Raw genomic sequence first — 16,799 nt, 5'->3', positions numbered from 1 at the left:
ATTTAATCACCCCCAGCTCCCTTGTATAGACTTCGTGATGTCTGATCATTTTATCTAGACGTTTCATACGTCTAGATTCATTTTGATTTATTGGCGTATGCCTTTAAATATATCTTTTATTTTGAAAGGAGAAATGGCTATGAGGTCTCAAAAATTCACACTGCTATTACTATCTCTACTACTTTTCTTACCTCTTTTTCTCACAAATTTTATTACTCCAAATCTCGCATTAGCAGATTCACCAAAGCAAAGTCAAAAAATTGTTGGGTACTTTCCTTCGTGGGGCGTTTACGGACGTAATTATCAAGTTGCTGACATTGATGCATCAAAACTTACTCACCTTAACTATGCTTTCGCGGATATTTGTTGGAAGGGAAAACATGGAAATCCTTCTACCCATCCGGATAATCCAAATAAACAAACGTGGAACTGTAAAGAATCTGGTGTACCATTGCAAAATAAAGAGGTTCCTAATGGTACTCTCGTACTCGGTGAACCATGGGCTGATGTTACCAAATCGTATCCTGGCTCAGGTACAACTTGGGAAGATTGCGATAAATATGCCCGTTGCGGAAATTTCGGAGAACTAAAACGATTAAAAGCTAAATATCCTCATTTAAAAACAATAATTTCCGTTGGTGGCTGGACTTGGTCTAACCGCTTTTCTGATATGGCCGCTGATGAAAAGACAAGAAAAGTATTTGCCGAATCTACAGTAGCTTTTCTTCGCGCATATGGATTTGATGGCGTAGATTTAGACTGGGAATATCCGGGCGTTGAAACAATTCCTGGTGGTAGTTATCGTCCTGAAGATAAACAAAATTTCACTCTTCTTCTTCAAGACGTCCGAAATGCTTTGAATAAAGCAGGTGCTGAAGATGGCAAACAATATTTACTAACAATCGCGTCAGGTGCAAGTCAACGCTACGCTGATCATACAGAGCTAAAGAAAATTTCTCAAATACTCGATTGGATTAATATTATGACATATGATTTCCACGGTGGATGGGAAGCTACTTCTAATCATAATGCAGCTCTATATAAGGATCCAAATGACCCAGCAGCAAATACGAATTTTTACGTAGATGGTGCTATAGACGTTTATACCAATGAAGGTGTTCCAGTGGATAAACTAGTATTAGGCGTACCTTTTTACGGACGTGGCTGGAAAAGTTGTGGAAAAGAAAATAACGGACAATATCAACCTTGCAAACCAGGTAGTGATGGGAAACTTGCTTCTAAAGGTACTTGGGATGATTATTCTACCGGTGACACAGGTGTGTATGATTACGGTGATTTAACAGCCAATTACGTTAATAAAAATGGTTTTGTACGCTACTGGAATGACACAGCTAAAGTACCTTATTTATATAATGCAACTACAGGCACATTTATTAGCTACGATGACAATGAATCTATGAAATATAAAACAGACTATATAAAGACGAAAGGTTTAAGTGGAGCAATGTTTTGGGAACTAAGCGGAGATTGCCGTACAAGTCCAAAATATAGTTGTAGTGGTCCAAAATTACTTGATACGCTAGTAAAAGAATTACTTGGTGGACCTATTAACCAAAAAGATACTGAGCCACCAACGAATGTTAAAAACATTATAGTTACGAATAAAACTTCAAGCTCAGTTCAATTAAGCTGGACTGCATCCACTGATAACGTAGGCGTTACTGAATACGAAATTACTGCCGGAGAAGAAAAATGGAGTGCAACAACAAATAGCATTACAATTAAAAACTTAAAACCTAATACGGAATACACATTTTCAGTAATTGCCAAAGATGCTTCTGGAAATAAATCACACCCTACCGCTCTTACTGTCAAAACGGATGAAGCTAATACAACACCTCCTGATGGAAATGGCACTGCTACATTTTCAGTCACTTCGAATTGGGGAAGCGGTTATAACTTCTCGATTATAATTAAAAATAACGGAACGATTCCTATTAAAAATTGGAAATTAGAATTTGATTATAGCGGCAATTTAACACAAGTTTGGGATTCTAAAATTAGTAGTAAAACAAATAATCATTATGTAATTACGAACGCAGGATGGAATGGCGAAATTCCTCCTGGTGGATCAATTACAATTGGTGGTGCAGGAACGGGTAATCCTGCCGAACTTTTAAATGCCGTCATTAGCGAAAACTAGACGTAATATCCATTAATTATTTCACTAAAGTTTGAATTTAGGTTTGAGCAATACCTCCTAAATTCAAACTTTTAATTTTATGAAAAATAAAAAGCATCACAATAACCTATTATAATTAATTTCTAATATGAAGTTGATATGAAGTTAATTTGAATTTTACATGAATTTCCTTTAATTTCTATTGTCTTCCTATAATATCCACATTATTCTTTACATATAGGAATTATTTTCATTCCACTTTGAACTATCTATATATATAAAGAAAGATAGTCACCTGTTAGGGAAAGGCTTTCGTATTATTATAAATATAACAAAAGAAAAAGCACGCTTATAAGCGCACCATAAGAGTGCTTCTTCATACAATTCTCATGTAAGAGTTCTCGAAAATCATGTTAATCACAAAGAAAAGACATTAGCTCATAAAAGCTAATGTCTTTTCTTTATTCATATTGTTCAGCATTCCACTCTTCTATATTCCATACTTTTGTTATCCACGATTCATAGAAAGAAGGTTCATGTGAGACAATTAAAACCGTTCCTTTATATTGTTGTAACGCTTCTTTTAAAGCCATCTTAGTTTCTACATCCAAATGATTAGTCGGTTCGTCTAAAATTAAAACATTGCTTTTCGTTGCGATGAGTTCACATAAACGCACTTTCGTTTGCTCTCCACCGCTTAATAAATGAATAGGTTTTAATACATGTTCTTCTTTCAATCCACACTTCGCTAATGCTTGGCGCACTTCTTTCTTTGTCATATCTGGTCGCTCTGCCCAAACTTTCTCTAATGGTGTTATTTCTGAAGCAAACTCTTCCTGTGCAAAATAAGCAGGATTTACTCGTTCCCCAACAAAAATTGAACCACTTAGCGGCTTTATTTGATCTAATAACGTTTTTAACATTGTCGTTTTTCCAATACCATTATGACCAACAATAGCTATCTTTTCTCCTTTCTTCACTTGTAAATTCAATTCTGGAAATAACGAATCACTATAACCCACTCTTAGTTTCTCAGCCTGTAATATACTACTTACTGGCTCATTATAAACAGTAAAAACAAAACGGGACCGAGGTACATTTTTAACCTTTTCAACCCTTTGCATTTTCTCCAATACTTTCTCTCGACTTTTTGCCTGTTTTGCTTTTCGAATCTTATTTTTTTGAATAAATGTTTCTAACTGAGCAATTTCTTTTTGTTGTTTCGCATACGCCGATTGTAATTGTTTCCTTTGCAATTGATAACTTTGTAAAAACTTTTCATAATCCCCTACATATCGCTTAACTTTTCGTTCTTCTAGATGGTAAATGACATTCGTAATATTATTCAAAAATACTTCGTCATGCGAAATGATAATATAAGCTTTTTCATACAACTTCAAGTACGATTGCAACCATTCTATATGTGCTGTATCTAAATAGTTCGTTGGTTCATCTAGCAATAAAACATCAGCTTTTTCTAGAAGAAGCTTTCCTAGTAATAACTTTGTCCGCTGTCCTCCACTTAACTTTGAAACATCCTTTTCCAATCCTATTTCAAACAGCCCTAAACCAATTGCCACTTCTTCAATTTCTGTATGAATTTGATAGAAATTAGAGTTTTCCAATATAGTTTGTAACTCTCCATACCTTACTAACAATTTTTCTACTTCTACTGCTTCAGCCATCTCTTCTGCAATTTTTAACATTTCATATTCAATCGCATACAAGTTAGAAAATGCACTTTGCAAGTATCCTGCAATTGTTATTCCTTCTTGTAAATCTATATGCTGCTGCAAAAATCCAACCTTCACATGTGGAAACCATTCAATGTTCCCATCATCATGTATAAGTTCTCCTGTTAAAATTCTTAGCAGTGTTGATTTTCCAATCCCATTTTTCCCTACTAACCCAACATGCTCCCCCTTTAATAATCGAAAGCATGCATTATATAAGATGGTTTTCTCACCATACGAATGACTTAAATTTTCTACTGTTAATATACTCATTTTTTTCTCTCCTTTACTTATCGTCCATAAGCTAAATAGAGAGACCAACAGTATGAATCCTTATTTAATTATGCATATAAAAATGGGTAAGGTGAATACACCTTACCCATTACATATTATCGTAAAAAAGGATTAAGGTTCTTTACCTGCTGTCTTCAATTTAGCTTAATCTTAAAAAATGGGCAGACTTCTCCCATATCAAGCTAAAACCATTTGAAGAACAGTTGATAAAGTCATTTTATCCTTTCACTCCTTTAACATTTGTTATATTAAGAGTATAAACTACTCTGTTATATTCTATTCTCTATTTTCCCTTTTGTTCCTTCTCCATCTTTTCATATTCTAAAAAAAGCCTCTTAACAGTAATTATACTAAAAACTGTTAAAAGGCTTTTTCTATTTTTTCATATAAGGAGCTAACACACTTAAAATCTCTTCTTTATCCTTTTTTAATTCGAGTGATGTTAACATATCCATCGTTCTCAGTCTAGGTAATTTCACTTGTACCTCGCCAACTATTGACGCTGGTCTTTGAGATAAAATAAATACGCGATCTGAAAGCAAGATTGCCTCATCTAAGTCATGTGTAACCATAACGATTGTTTGCTTCTCTTGATGCCAAGAGTTTAAAAGCCAGCTATGTACTTCCATTTTTGTAAATGCATCTAACTTTCCAAAAGGCTCATCAAGCAGCATAATTGGCTTTTCACACAAATATGTGCGCAGAAAACTAATTCTTTGACGCATACCACCAGACAATTCATCTGGATAATGGTCTGCATATTCATCTAGTTCGAACTGCTTTAATGCTTCCATTCCTTCTGTCAGCCTTTGTTTTTTCGGCTTTCCTTCAATTTCTAACGGAAGAACGATATTTTGCAAAGCTGATCGCCACGGTAGTAATAAATCTTGTTGTGGCATATAACTAACAACATCTTGCTCTTGTACTTGCTTATCTTTATACGTTACGTTCCCGCTTGTTGGTTTTTCAACATTTGCAATCATGTTTAATAATGTGCTTTTCCCGCAACCACTCGGTCCTACAAAGGAAACAAACTCTCCCTCTTGTATAGAGGCACTAATATTCTCTAATACATTCTTTCCGTCGAAAGATTTCACTATATTTTTCATTTGTAATCCGCTCATTTTTCACTTGGAAGGAATTCATTTGTAAAAGCATCTTTTACATCGATTTTCTTTTTAATAACTTTGTTGTCATATAAGAAATTCATGTAATTCGTCCAAATTTCTTCCTTCTGTACTCCCCATGCTTTCGCATCATCTTGATACTTCGTACTTAACCATTTCTGGCTTTCTTGAACTAAATCTTTATTTACATCTGGAACAGCTTTAATTAGAATATCAGCAGCTTCTTTCGGTTCCTTAATTGCAAAATTATAACCTTCTGTTGTTGCACTCATAAACTTTTTCACAAAGTCTTTATCTTGCTTCGTATGTTTTTCACTCGTAATAATAACAGGACTATAGAAATCAAGCGCTGGGTCTAAGTCTTTCACCATAATCGTATTTAACTCTTTTCCTTGGCGCTTCGCTTCAATTCCATCCCATCCGTAATAAATCCATTCAAAGTCTGCATCACGGCCGATTGATTTAAAGAAATCGGTTTGTCCTAAGATGATTTTTTCAACTTTATTAAAATCAGCTTGATGCTTATCCATAATCGTCTTTAATGTCGCTTCTTCTGCTGGTCCTCCCCAGCCGCCGTAACGTTTACCTTCAAAATCTTTCGGTGACGTCATATTATCTTTCTTAAGTGATGCAAATGCTGAAGTGTTATGCTGAATAATCGCTCCGACAGATACAACAGGAATCCCTTCCACACGAGCCAACGTTACATTTTCTTGTGCGCTTATTGCGAAGTCAGCTTTTCCTGATGCTATCATTTGCTCTGCTGTTACATTGTCACCCGGTTGAATAATTTCTACATCTAATCCTTGCTTTTTGTAATAATCTTTCGTTTGTGCTACATACAAGCCAGTATGATTCGTATTTGGAAACCAATCTAATACTACTTTTACTTTTTGATCTTTACTTTTACTTTCTTCTTTCTTCGCCGGATTACATCCAGCCACACCTACCGCTAATAAGGCAGCTAACATAACTTTCAAACCTTTTTTCATTTTCTGCCGTCCTTTCTATATATCCATGGTGCTGTTATTCTTGCCATAAACTCTACGATAAAATACAGGCACAATGTCACCATAACGATGATTGCTGCAACACCAAATACTCGGGCAGTCAAAAATGATTTTGTAGCCCTCGTAAGCATAACACCTAATCCTTCACTTGCACCGAGCCATTCTCCGATAATTGCCCCCATTACGCTATATGTAACTGCAATTTTTAAGCCTGAGAAAAAGTATGGAAGCACTGCTGGAAATTTTACTTTCTGGTAAACTTGCCATTTCGTCGCCTTCATTGTTTGTAACAGCTTCAACATGTTTTTATCTACTGTTTGAAAACCTTCTAAAATACTAAGCGCAATTGGGAAGAAACAAACGAGTATTACGACCATTACTTTCGGCAACATCCCATATCCAAACCAAATAATAAATAGTGGTGCAAGTACAACAATTGGAATTGTTTGCGAAATAACGAGCAATGGATTTATTAAAATACGAAATAACGGTATAACGTCCATAATAATTGCGATGCTCGTCCCCAATAAAATTGCAAAGAATAGTCCAATTATAACTTCCTGCAGTGTTTGCATCGTATTTGGTAATAGTAAATCTTTCATCCTAATTAATTCTTGAACAATGGCAGAAGGCTTTGGTAAAATCCACGGTTCGATTTTAAATAATGAAACAGATCCTTCCCATATCGCAATGAGAAGGATAAGCCAAATAGTTGTAATAAGTTTAGATTGCTTCTGGTTTTGCATATTCATCACGGTACTTCCAAACCTTTTCATCTATCGTTACACCAGTGCTTGGACGATAATGGATTTTAATAGAAGTAATCACTTCTTCTGCTCCAGCATCGACGCAAGCTTGTTGTGCACGTTTAACGACATCAAGAAGTACATCTAATTCTCCTTCCAAAGTTGTTTCCATTGCCCCTACTTCATAACGAACTCCCGATTGTTGCACAACTTCAATTGCTTTATCGACAACAGAATATACATCTTTCGTTTTCGCTTGTGGTACTACTGAAAATGACATTGTAACTTGTTGTGACATAATAAAATCCCCCTTATAAAATTAAATTTCAAAAATAAGAAAAGGCTTTCCTACTGCGTAGGAAAGCCTTGTATGCAAGTTATTATAGAATAACATATGCTACATCACTTTAAGTAACTCCCTACGCTGGCATTATCCAGATCAGGTTGAGGGTCGATGTTTACTTACATCCTCTCAGCCAATTGGCTCCCCGGTCCTTAATTCGTTTTCATTGTAGCATGATTTATTTTATTGAACAAACAAAAGCATGCATAATCATTTCATTATTTTTGGAAAATAACCAACTTTTTCACCATGAGCTAATAACTGCTGTATAAATTCTTTATTAATTGCTGGTACTTTCAATTCTTTTTTCTTAATCCATTCATTCGTTCTACGCGTACCCATTACAATTTCAGATTGCTGCGCTCCATCTCCTGCAACTTGAGAAGCAATTAACTCTGCTATTACTTCATTTCCCTTTGCTAATTCAAGTCCGGCATTTTCATATTCTGAAAGTGTAACCAGTTCAAGATTGTATCCACACTCTCCAATTAGCTGTATAAATTGTTCAAACTCAATTTGATGTGGATGACAGATGTGCAATGTTTCTCCATCTATTTGTGAATCTTGTACATACGTTACAATTGATTTACTAGCAAAATCAATTGGTGTGAAATCAACTTTCCACTTCACATTTGGTGCTTTTCCAATTAATAGCATTGTTTTAATAAGACGATAAAATGCGTTTCCTTCAATATTTTGTTGGAACGAACCTGTTTCTGAATGACATGCTAAATTACCTGCACGATAAATATTTCCACGCAAACCATTTTTCATTGCTTCACGAACAATGTTTTCCGCTTGTAGTTTACTATTTGAATATACATTCTCTAAGTCTACACTGTAATTAAAATCACCAGTTTTCATGTATGTATCCCATTGATCTACTGCTAATTCTAACGGGATACCAATCGTAGAAATAAAATGGAATGTAGCATCTTTTTCCACTAATGCTAGCATACGGCTAGTTCCTTGGACATTTATATTTTCAAATTGTTTTACATCTCCAAAATGTCTTACATCTGCACCGCAATGAATTATCGTATCCATCTTAGAACTGATGAACATAAATTCTTCTTCGCTCATCCCAAGATACTCTTCCCCCAGATCACCAGCTACGGCCTGTATACGCTGTAACCATTCTTCACATATATCACTAAAGTAGCCTGTTAATGTATCTATAATTCTTTGTTGCACATCTTTGGTTGGTCTTACTAAACAATAAATAGTAGCAGATGTATCTCTCAACAATTCATATAATATGTGTGATCCTAAATAACCAGTAGCTCCTGTTAAAAAGACATTTAAAATCTGGGTTTCTTCCAAAACGTTTGCATACGTAATAGTATCTGGTTCGTGAATCACTTTATATTCACGAAATACTTCTTCTTTCTCTACTTTTACTTCTCGCTCAATTCGAGCTAATCCATATATCGTTCTTTCTTTAAAGAAATCTTGAATTGTTAAATGTGAAAAATCTTCTTTTAACAATGTTAAGACTCGTAATACTTTCAATGAATGTCCACCAATTGTAAAGAAATCATCATGCACTCCAACTTTTGAAATTCCTAATACTTCCGCCCAAGCGTTCGCTATTTGTTTTTCTGCTTTATTAGAAGGTGCAACATATTCTTGTAGACGAACCGGTTCATACTTTTCTTCTAACTGAGCTAACTTCTTAACATCAATCTTTTTATTAGGTGTAAGTGGTAATTCATTAATATAAATTAGTTTAGATGGCACCATATAATCTGGTAATTGCTCTTGTAACTGATAAACTAATTCTGGTATTTCTTTTTTATTTAAAGTTGTATAGAACGCGATTAAATATTGGCTACCTTCCTTACTCTTCTTAGCAAAAACAGCATTTTCTTTTATATTATGATTTTGAGAAATTTTACTTTGGATTTCTCCTAGTTCAATACGATGTCCTCTAATTTTTACTTGATCATCTTTCCGATGTAAAAACTCTATATTTCCATCCTCTAGCAACTTAACAATATCACTTGTTTTATATATACTAACTATAGGATTAAAAGGGTTCGGAATAAAAGCTTCAATTGTTTTATTAGGTTTATTAAAATACCCTTTTGCTAATCCTACTGAATCTATATATAATTCACCAGGTACACCAATTGGACAAAGATTCATATTCTCATCCAAAATCATAACTTGATAATTAGAACATGGTTTACCAATGGGAATACTCGCAACATCCTCATTTAACTGACTAGGTATTTTATAAGTTGTCGTCACTACTGTACATTCTGTCGGTCCGTATACATTATGAATTTCAACATTTGTACCTATTCTTTCTCTCCACAATTTAATAACCTCTACAGGCAACATTTCACCGCCAATCGCAATTCTTTTTAGGGAAGCTAGCTTATATATATCTTCTTCTGCTAAATAAGTTGCTACTTGTCGAACAAAAATTGTTGCTAATGCCAAGATCGAAGTTGCTTTCACTTTATAGATTGCATGTGCAAATGCTTCTACAGACAATCGCTCTTCCTCTAATAATACATACAAGTTTCCTCCACAGAATAAAGAAGCAAATGACTCCCATACAGAAGCATCGAAACTAAAGGAAGGAAATTGGGCAAATACATCCTCTTCTGTCAATTCATATTGCTTTTGCATCCAAATGTACAGATTAACAACGCCTCTATGTGCTAACATCGTTCCCTTTGGATTCCCTGTTGAACCAGATGTATAAATCATATAAGCTACATCATCACAATGAATAGACAACTTTACATCTATATCTTCACAAGTTTCACTATCATACATTGAAACTGTTTGAACCCCATCACATGTTATAGGCGTCTCTTTCATCAATATAACTTTCGCTTGGCTATCTTGAATAATGTACTGTATTCTACTTTCCGGATAATCTGGATCAATCGGAACATACGCTGCACCAGCTTTTAATATAGCTACCATACTTACTACTGTGTCTATGCTACGTTTCATAAATATTCCAACATAGTCTCCTAATTGGACGCCGTTTTTAATTAACATATGAGCTATTTGATTACTTTTTTTATTTAGCTCCTCATAAGTTAAAGTACCTTCCCTTGAAGATAAAGCTATACGATTTGGAAATTGAGTAACAGTATTATAGAACATATCGACGATACTTTTCTCAGGATATACTGCTGTCGTATCATTCACTTGACTATAAAGTGCCATCTCGGCCTCTGTAATAACATTAAAATCATTTATATAATTATTATTATTTTTTAATGTATTGATTAAAACACCTTGTATTTGTTGTGCATAACGAGTAATCGTTGTCTCTTTCCAATTAACACTATTAAATATTATTTCTACGCTTTGCATATTTTTACTGAATACAAATTGTAATGTATTCGTGTCTTGTAGCTCATAATATGTTTCACCAATAATAATAGGTGACATTTCATATAATGTATTACCGTTTTGAAACTCTTCTATTTCTTCCTCATTCATTTCTTTAATTTGTTCCAGTTGCTCTTCAATCTGTAAATCCACACTTTCATAGGAGAGAAAATTAGAAACTTCAATAGTAATCGGAAATAAACTTCCTCTTACATGATAAAGCACGACAATATGTTTTTCTTTAGAAATATGATATAACCACGTTGCAGTCGCTCCTATTAAATCTACAATGTGAGTCAAATTTGGAAATAGTTCAGTTTTCCTTTTTATCCTAAGTTCCGTTCCTTGCACATCTTTAGGTATTTTAATACTTCCTTCTACTTTCCCTAAAAATTCTTTTACCATCTCATTATAAGAAATTGCTAATTTCATATTTATGTAAATTCCTCTCTTAAATATAATAAAGGTGTGAAAATTCACACCTTTTTCATCCCTTATTAACGGGCAGATTCGTTCAATTCATAATCAGTAGCGGAGATATCCCCTTTGATTAGAATTGAACTTTCTCCTTATTCGCTTTTAAACTCACCGATAAGCTCTTGTAATTCCTGAGAAAGCCAACTTAAAGAAGTCGCTAATTCTGCAATATCTTGTACTGATATTTCTTGCTCTTTCATGCTTTCTTCAACATTACTACTGCTGTTGGCATAAGTATTTGCAATATGTGATAATTCATTTACGACTTGAACAATATTCTGGCTATTTTGTAAAATGTCACTCGAATTACCAGAGACAGCTTTTACTTGATCTGTAACAGATTGCGCTGATTTTGAAATTTTTTCAAAGAAATCTCCACTACTTTGAACAAGTGAAATTCCAGTTTCTACTTCTTTTGAACCTTTTTGCATTGAAACTACAGCATCTTCTGTCTCAGCTTGTGTTTCACCAATTAATTTCGCTATATCTTTTGCAGACGCTTCAGTTTGTTCTGCTAATTTTCGTACTTCATCAGCAACAACTGCAAACCCTCTTCCAGCTGCTCCAGCACGTGAAGCCTCAATAGAAGCATTTAAAGCTAATAAATTTGTTTGATTTGAAATACCTGTAATTACAGTTACGATATCACTAATTTCTTTTGACCTTGTTTCTAACGAATAAATGATGGAAGATAAATCCTGTACTGCATTTTGGATTAAACTCATTTGATTAATAATTTGTCCAATCACTTCATTACCTTCAATTGAATGTTGCTCCATACCTTCAGAAGCAACCGCAACTTGTTTTGCAGCCCCAGTTATCTCTTCTACCTTATCTTCCATTCCATGTACAATTCCTAAACATTGTTGTACTGAAGTTTTTTGAGACTGTGCCCCTACTCTTAAACCTTCAATAGAACTTGCAATCTCTTGAACTGCCATACTGTTTTCCTCTGTACTCGCCGACAATTCTTGTGAAGAAGAAGAAACTTGCTCAGCAGTTTGCCTTACTTTATCTATAATCCCTTTAAATTTTTCAATCGTGTTATTGAAATAAACATTAATAATTCCAATATCATCTGGTCTTTCTTTTAATTTAATACTTAAATCACCTTCACCAATTTTACGTAATCCTTCTCGTAAATCTTTTAATGGAGCTAGCGAGTGACGCACGATAAAGAATTGAGTAATAGTCGCAATTGCTAATGAAATAATGATAAAGAGTAAGCCCTGTATCATAAACTTCTCTTTTGTAATAGGAACAATGGAAGCATCTAAGTCAGCCGCAATAATTGCAACAATATTGTTTTCTCCATCTGTAATTGGTTCTAATATTGTCACCCACGAACCTATTTCATCTTCATATACTTCTGTCATTTGGGCCTTTTTCGTATCAATGACCTTATCGTACGCCTTCATCCAATGAGCGGGTTGTTCATAATAATCTCCCGGCTTTATAGGGAATGCATTTGTTAACTCTGTAGTCAAACCAACGAGTTGTAATTCCCGCTTTTCATTCGGCTTTGCTCCTGTAACATACGTTTGTCCAACACTTTTCAATTCTTTTGACACTTCATCTAATTTCTCTGTTAACTTTTCTTTTTTCACTTTTTCGGCTGTAGGATCTTTCGCCATGTCTCTAACTAATTCTACATCCAATTTTTTCAACACTATTTCTCCTGTTTCAATAGACTGTCTTTCAAATAAAGACATCATACTATTTTGAAACATGTTGAAACTTAACGCGCCCATACTTCCAACAAGTGTCAAAATAACTAATACGGTTAATAAGACGTTCTTTTGAAGGAACGATAACTTATGCCAATATTTTTTCATTAATATCCACCTTCCTTAATGATTCTAAACAAAAAAACAAAATATATGAATATTTTGTTTAAAGATGTTTCTCAATATGTTCGAGAATAAAAAAAAGCCAATGTAAAAGCATTGGCCAAGACCAACCCTATCCGTCCGGTAACTGGCTAGCATAGCCTTTCGACCTTAGCTCCTGTAGTTTTGCGTCCTCATGTTTCCATCAGTTTGCCTTTCTCGCTGAACGAGTTGAACGATATGGGAGTTCTATGAGAATCATATATTCTCTATCAAAGGTTACAACATATAAATCAAAATGTCTACTTATTTAGAGATATAAATACAAATTTTTAACGAATTGCTTTTTCGAAATAATTTCAAAAAGTACGTGAATGTTACTTTTTTTGTGTTATATAATAAAAAATGTATAAATAACAAGGATTTCTTCGGGTATTTATTTAATTTTCATTCAAATTAAACTATTCGAATATATCTTAACTAATGAATTTCGGAGGTAGTTTATCATGTTTTGGCTACAATTTCTTACCTTGTTACTCTGTATTTTTATTGGTGCACGCCTAGGCGGAGTTGGTTTAGGAGTAATGGGTGGAGTTGGTATGGCAATACTCGTTTTTGTCTTCCACTTACAACCGACCGCGCCTCCTATCGATGTAATGCTTATGATTTTGGCAGTAATTACTGCTGCTGGTGCTTTGCAAGCTGCTGGAGGAATGGACTATCTTGTTCACCTAGCTGAAAAAGCATTACGAAAAAATCCAAAGCGTATTACTTTTTTTGCTCCAATTGTTACTTATTTATTCACACTATGTGCAGGTACTGGTCACGTTGCCTATTCTGTACTTCCTGTTATTGCAGAAGTCTCTCGTGAATCAGGGGTTAGACCGGAACGCCCAATGTCGATTGCCGTAATCGCTTCTCAACAAGCAATTACAGCTAGCCCAATTTCAGCTGCCACAGTTGCTCTTTTAGCAATGTTAGCTGACTATAAAATCACTTTATTAGATATTTTAAAAGTGAGTATTCCTTCTACTTTCATTGCTTGTATGTTAGCAGCATTCGTTGCTAGTAAGATGGGAAAAGAATTAAATGAAGACCCTGAATACTTAAAACGATTAAAAGAAGGAATGATTCCTAAGCTTGAAGAGAAAAAAGAATTTGTAGGTGTAAAGGGCGCCAAATTATCAGTTATCCTTTTCCTTGTAGGAACCTTCCTTGTTGTACTTCTTGGTTCATTTGAAGCACTTCGTCCAGGATGGATAGTTGATGGGAAGTTAGCCCGTCTTTCCATGCCGAACACAATTGAGGTGGTTATGTTAACTATCGCGGCTCTTATTATTATTTTCTGTAAACCAAATGTAGAAAGCATTGTGTCTGGTAACGTCTTTAAAGCAGGAGCAACAGCAGTTGTTGCTATTTTCGGTATCGCTTGGATGGGAGATACTTTCTTTAATGGAAACTTAAATATGATTCAAGGATCTATTCAGCATTTAGTAACAAGTGCACCTTGGCTATTTGCCATCGCACTATTCATTCTATCTATTTTACTGTACAGCCAAGCAGCAACAGTACGTGCCTTAATGCCACTTGGACTATCCCTTGGTATTCCACCAGCACTACTGATTGCGATGTTCCCTGCAGTAAACGGATATTTCTTCATTCCAAACTACGGGACAATCGTTGCTGCCATTAACTTTGACCGTACTGGTACAACAGGTATCGGTAAATACGTATTAAATCATAGCTTTATGATTCCAGGCTTAATTGCAACATTTACTTCTATCGGAATTGGAATGCTTTTAATTTCTATTATGTTTTAAAGAAAAAGCACAAACCCTTATTTAAAAAGGTTTGTGCTTTTTTAATCAAATGTTTGTTTAAATTTTTTGGGCAGTCTACTTCTCGATGTAGCACTTAAAATACTACATGTCCTTTTCTACAAACTTCTCTTTACTTCTTCAGCTAATTTTCTCGTACTTTCATACGCAGATTCAGCTAAACTAATTGCTGAAATAACTGAAACACCGTCCGCACCCGCTTCTATAACTGCCGCTGTATTTTCAATTGTAATCCCACCAATACCAACGATTGGCACTGTAATTCCTTGTTCTCTAAAATAAGCTAATCCTTTCGTTCCTTGAACCGCTTTCGTATCTTTTTTCGTACTCGTTGGGAAAATAGGTCCAACACCTAAATAATCTGCTCCATTTTCGATTGCAAAGCGTGCTTCTTCAATTGTATGAGCAGATACGCCGATAATTTTATCTCCCATTTTTTCACGAACAGATGTAATCCCTTCATCATTTTGTCCTACATGAACACCATCTGCATCTAATTCAATGGCTAATTCTACATCATCATTTACAATGAAAGGAACACTATATTCCTTACAAAGCGTCTGCAATTCTTTTGCAAAGCGCACTCTATCTCCTCCGATTAAAGAACCTTCCCCCTTCTCGCGAAACTGAAAAAGTGTCACTCCACCATCTAACGCTTCTTTCAATACAGCTAAAGGATCCCTCGTGCAGTTATTACTTCCCATAATAAAATACACTTGTAATAACTTAGACATTTTCTTTGTTTCAATGCGCATCGTATGTTTCATCCCCCTTACTCTAACTCCTCAATCTTCCCATACTTCTCAATATCAGCTGAAGTTGTATTCGCTAATTGATTTAAAAATTCAATTTGGAAACTACCTGGCCCTTTTTCTACTGTTTTAACAGCTGCCAGTTCCGCAGCTACACCATAAAACGTTAATGCGGCTACTACTGCTTTTACATAATCTTTTTCTACTGCTACAAATGCTCCTATTACCGAAGTTAGTAAACACCCTGTTCCCGTAACCTTTGTTAAAATAGGATGACCATTTCGAATAAGAACAGTTCGCTCTCCATCTGTAACAACATCTTCTTTTCCAGTAATGACAGCAACTGTATTTAGTTCATCTGCTGCCTGCCTTGCAATACTTACAACATTGCCATTTCCAGTACCAGCGTCTACCCCTTTAATTTCCCATTTCTCATTAATAACGTTTGCTATTTCAGCCGCATTGCCGCGGATAATTGCTAAATCTATTTCGGCTGGAATATGTCTCGCAACTTCTGTTCGATACGAAGTTGCTCCTGCACCAACTGGATCAAATAGTACTGGCACATTGTTCACATTTGCTGATTTACCAGCAAGTAACATCGCTTCTACTTCCTCAGGACGAAGTGTTCCCATATTTAATACTAACGCTCCAGCAATGCTAGCCATTTCTGCTACTTCTTCTTTTGCATACGCCATTACAGGCGATGCCCCAAGTGCCAACAAACCGTTAGCAGTAAAATTTGTTACAACAACATTTGTAATATTATGAACGAGCGGATTAGATTCTCTCACCAAATCCACTACTTTACTAATTTCTTTCATATTCATCCTTTTCATCTCCTAACTATAATGATGGGAGATACACAAAAAGGCACTTCGCGCGTACGCAAAGTGCCTGAACATGTGCTTTTACACTCTCCCTACGCTGGCATTATCCAACAGGTTCAAATGGTCAATGACGGACTAGTAGCCATACTCTCAGTTTGTATCCACAAACTCCCATGTGTTTCTTATTCATCTACTTCAAAGTCTACTCTTATTCTAGTAAAATAACAAGTTCTTTACTTTTCTATATAAAGTGAAACTTTAATCAGTGAGGATTTTGTTCATTCCACTAAAAACAGCTCAAATATGAAGCGAAACTG

11 protein-coding genes and 3 riboswitches are annotated in these 16,799 nt (G+C 35.0%); of the genes, 2 read left to right on the top strand and 9 right to left on the bottom strand.

The features are described from left to right. Nucleotides 1-139 precede the first annotated feature (139 nt). Nucleotides 140-2,164 (top strand): glycosyl hydrolase family 18 protein, encoded by a 2,025-nt coding sequence (locus ASE54_RS14150; protein WP_001257475.1) that lies wholly within the window; start codon nt 140-142, stop codon nt 2,162-2,164. Between the two features lie 440 nt (nt 2,165-2,604). Here ASE54_RS14150 and ASE54_RS14145 read toward each other — a convergent pair whose 3' ends face one another. From ASE54_RS14145 to ASE54_RS14115, 7 genes are all read right to left on the bottom strand, one after another. Continuing rightward, the gene (locus ASE54_RS14145) at nt 2,605-4,149 is read right to left on the bottom strand and encodes an ABC-F family ATP-binding cassette domain-containing protein (RefSeq protein WP_000025944.1); all 1,545 of its coding nucleotides are present in this window, start codon (nt 4,147-4,149) and stop codon (nt 2,605-2,607) included. Nucleotides 4,150-4,544: 395 nt separating this feature from the next. Then, nucleotides 4,545-5,294, bottom strand: coding sequence for an ABC transporter ATP-binding protein (locus ASE54_RS14140; RefSeq protein ID WP_000016094.1), 750 nt, complete (start codon nt 5,292-5,294; stop codon nt 4,545-4,547). Then, nucleotides 5,291-6,289 (bottom strand): ABC transporter substrate-binding protein, encoded by a 999-nt coding sequence (locus tag ASE54_RS14135; RefSeq protein WP_000715561.1) that lies wholly within the window; start codon nt 6,287-6,289, stop codon nt 5,291-5,293. The genes ASE54_RS14140 and ASE54_RS14135 overlap by 4 nt, the downstream gene beginning before the upstream one ends. After that, a complete protein-coding gene (locus tag ASE54_RS14130) occupies nt 6,286-7,059 on the bottom strand; it encodes an ABC transporter permease (protein ID WP_001057168.1) in 774 nt (257 codons plus the stop codon). The genes ASE54_RS14135 and ASE54_RS14130 overlap by 4 nt, the downstream gene beginning before the upstream one ends. Continuing rightward, nucleotides 7,031-7,351, bottom strand: coding sequence for an MTH1187 family thiamine-binding protein (locus ASE54_RS14125; RefSeq protein ID WP_000082906.1), 321 nt, complete (start codon nt 7,349-7,351; stop codon nt 7,031-7,033). The genes ASE54_RS14130 and ASE54_RS14125 overlap by 29 nt, the downstream gene beginning before the upstream one ends. Nucleotides 7,352-7,452: 101 nt before the next feature. Continuing rightward, nucleotides 7,453-7,554: riboswitch (TPP riboswitch) on the bottom strand. Nucleotides 7,555-7,606: 52 nt separating this feature from the next. After that, a complete protein-coding gene (locus tag ASE54_RS14120; RefSeq protein ID WP_000761465.1) occupies nt 7,607-11,188 on the bottom strand; it encodes a non-ribosomal peptide synthetase in 3,582 nt (1,193 codons plus the stop codon). Between the two features lie 137 nt (nt 11,189-11,325). Further along, the gene (locus ASE54_RS14115; RefSeq protein WP_000761081.1) at nt 11,326-13,068 is read right to left on the bottom strand and encodes a methyl-accepting chemotaxis protein; all 1,743 of its coding nucleotides are present in this window, start codon (nt 13,066-13,068) and stop codon (nt 11,326-11,328) included. Nucleotides 13,069-13,202: 134 nt separating this feature from the next. After that, a riboswitch (cyclic di-GMP riboswitch) is annotated at nt 13,203-13,287 on the bottom strand. Nucleotides 13,288-13,568: 281 nt separating this feature from the next. On the opposite strand from ASE54_RS14115, the gene ASE54_RS14110 reads away from it, so the two are divergent. Then, the gene (locus ASE54_RS14110; protein ID WP_000498723.1) at nt 13,569-14,882 is read left to right on the top strand and encodes an anaerobic C4-dicarboxylate transporter; all 1,314 of its coding nucleotides are present in this window, start codon (nt 13,569-13,571) and stop codon (nt 14,880-14,882) included. Between the two features lie 116 nt (nt 14,883-14,998). Here ASE54_RS14110 and thiE read toward each other — a convergent pair whose 3' ends face one another. Beyond that, nucleotides 14,999-15,667, bottom strand: coding sequence for a thiamine phosphate synthase (gene thiE / locus ASE54_RS14105; RefSeq protein ID WP_003255464.1), 669 nt, complete (start codon nt 15,665-15,667; stop codon nt 14,999-15,001). A gap of 5 nt (nt 15,668-15,672) precedes the next feature. Beyond that, a complete protein-coding gene (gene thiM, locus ASE54_RS14100) occupies nt 15,673-16,482 on the bottom strand; it encodes a hydroxyethylthiazole kinase (RefSeq protein WP_001056107.1) in 810 nt (269 codons plus the stop codon). 72 nt (nt 16,483-16,554) lie between these two features. Next, nucleotides 16,555-16,667, bottom strand: a riboswitch (TPP riboswitch). Between the last annotated feature and the right edge of the window lie 132 nt (nt 16,668-16,799).

Origin of the sequence: Bacillus sp. Root131 (genome assembly GCF_001429475.1) — a bacterium.
Lineage (GTDB): Bacteria > Bacillota > Bacilli > Bacillales > Bacillaceae_G > Bacillus_A > Bacillus_A thuringiensis_S.
Note: the sequence above shows the minus strand (reverse complement) of the source record. Positions and strands in the feature narration are given on the sequence as shown.

What these genes read in the sequence shown, in the direction of transcription:
- ASE54_RS14115 (WP_000761081.1), bottom strand. Translation starts at nt 13,068, where the DNA reads ATGAAAAAATATTGGCATAAGTTATCGTTCCTTCAAAAGAACGTCTTA.
- ASE54_RS14125 (WP_000082906.1), bottom strand. Translation starts at nt 7,351, where the DNA reads ATGTCACAACAAGTTACAATGTCATTTTCAGTAGTACCACAAGCGAAA.
- ASE54_RS14150 (WP_001257475.1), top strand. Translation starts at nt 140, where the DNA reads ATGAGGTCTCAAAAATTCACACTGCTATTACTATCTCTACTACTTTTC.
- ASE54_RS14135 (WP_000715561.1), bottom strand. Translation starts at nt 6,289, where the DNA reads ATGAAAAAAGGTTTGAAAGTTATGTTAGCTGCCTTATTAGCGGTAGGT.
- thiE (WP_003255464.1), bottom strand. Translation starts at nt 15,667, where the DNA reads ATGAAACATACGATGCGCATTGAAACAAAGAAAATGTCTAAGTTATTA.
- thiM (WP_001056107.1), bottom strand. Translation starts at nt 16,482, where the DNA reads ATGAATATGAAAGAAATTAGTAAAGTAGTGGATTTGGTGAGAGAATCT.
- ASE54_RS14145 (WP_000025944.1), bottom strand. Translation starts at nt 4,149, where the DNA reads ATGAGTATATTAACAGTAGAAAATTTAAGTCATTCGTATGGTGAGAAA.
- ASE54_RS14130 (WP_001057168.1), bottom strand. Translation starts at nt 7,059, where the DNA reads ATGAATATGCAAAACCAGAAGCAATCTAAACTTATTACAACTATTTGG.
- ASE54_RS14120 (WP_000761465.1), bottom strand. Translation starts at nt 11,188, where the DNA reads ATGAAATTAGCAATTTCTTATAATGAGATGGTAAAAGAATTTTTAGGG.
- ASE54_RS14110 (WP_000498723.1), top strand. Translation starts at nt 13,569, where the DNA reads ATGTTTTGGCTACAATTTCTTACCTTGTTACTCTGTATTTTTATTGGT.
- ASE54_RS14140 (WP_000016094.1), bottom strand. Translation starts at nt 5,294, where the DNA reads ATGAGCGGATTACAAATGAAAAATATAGTGAAATCTTTCGACGGAAAG.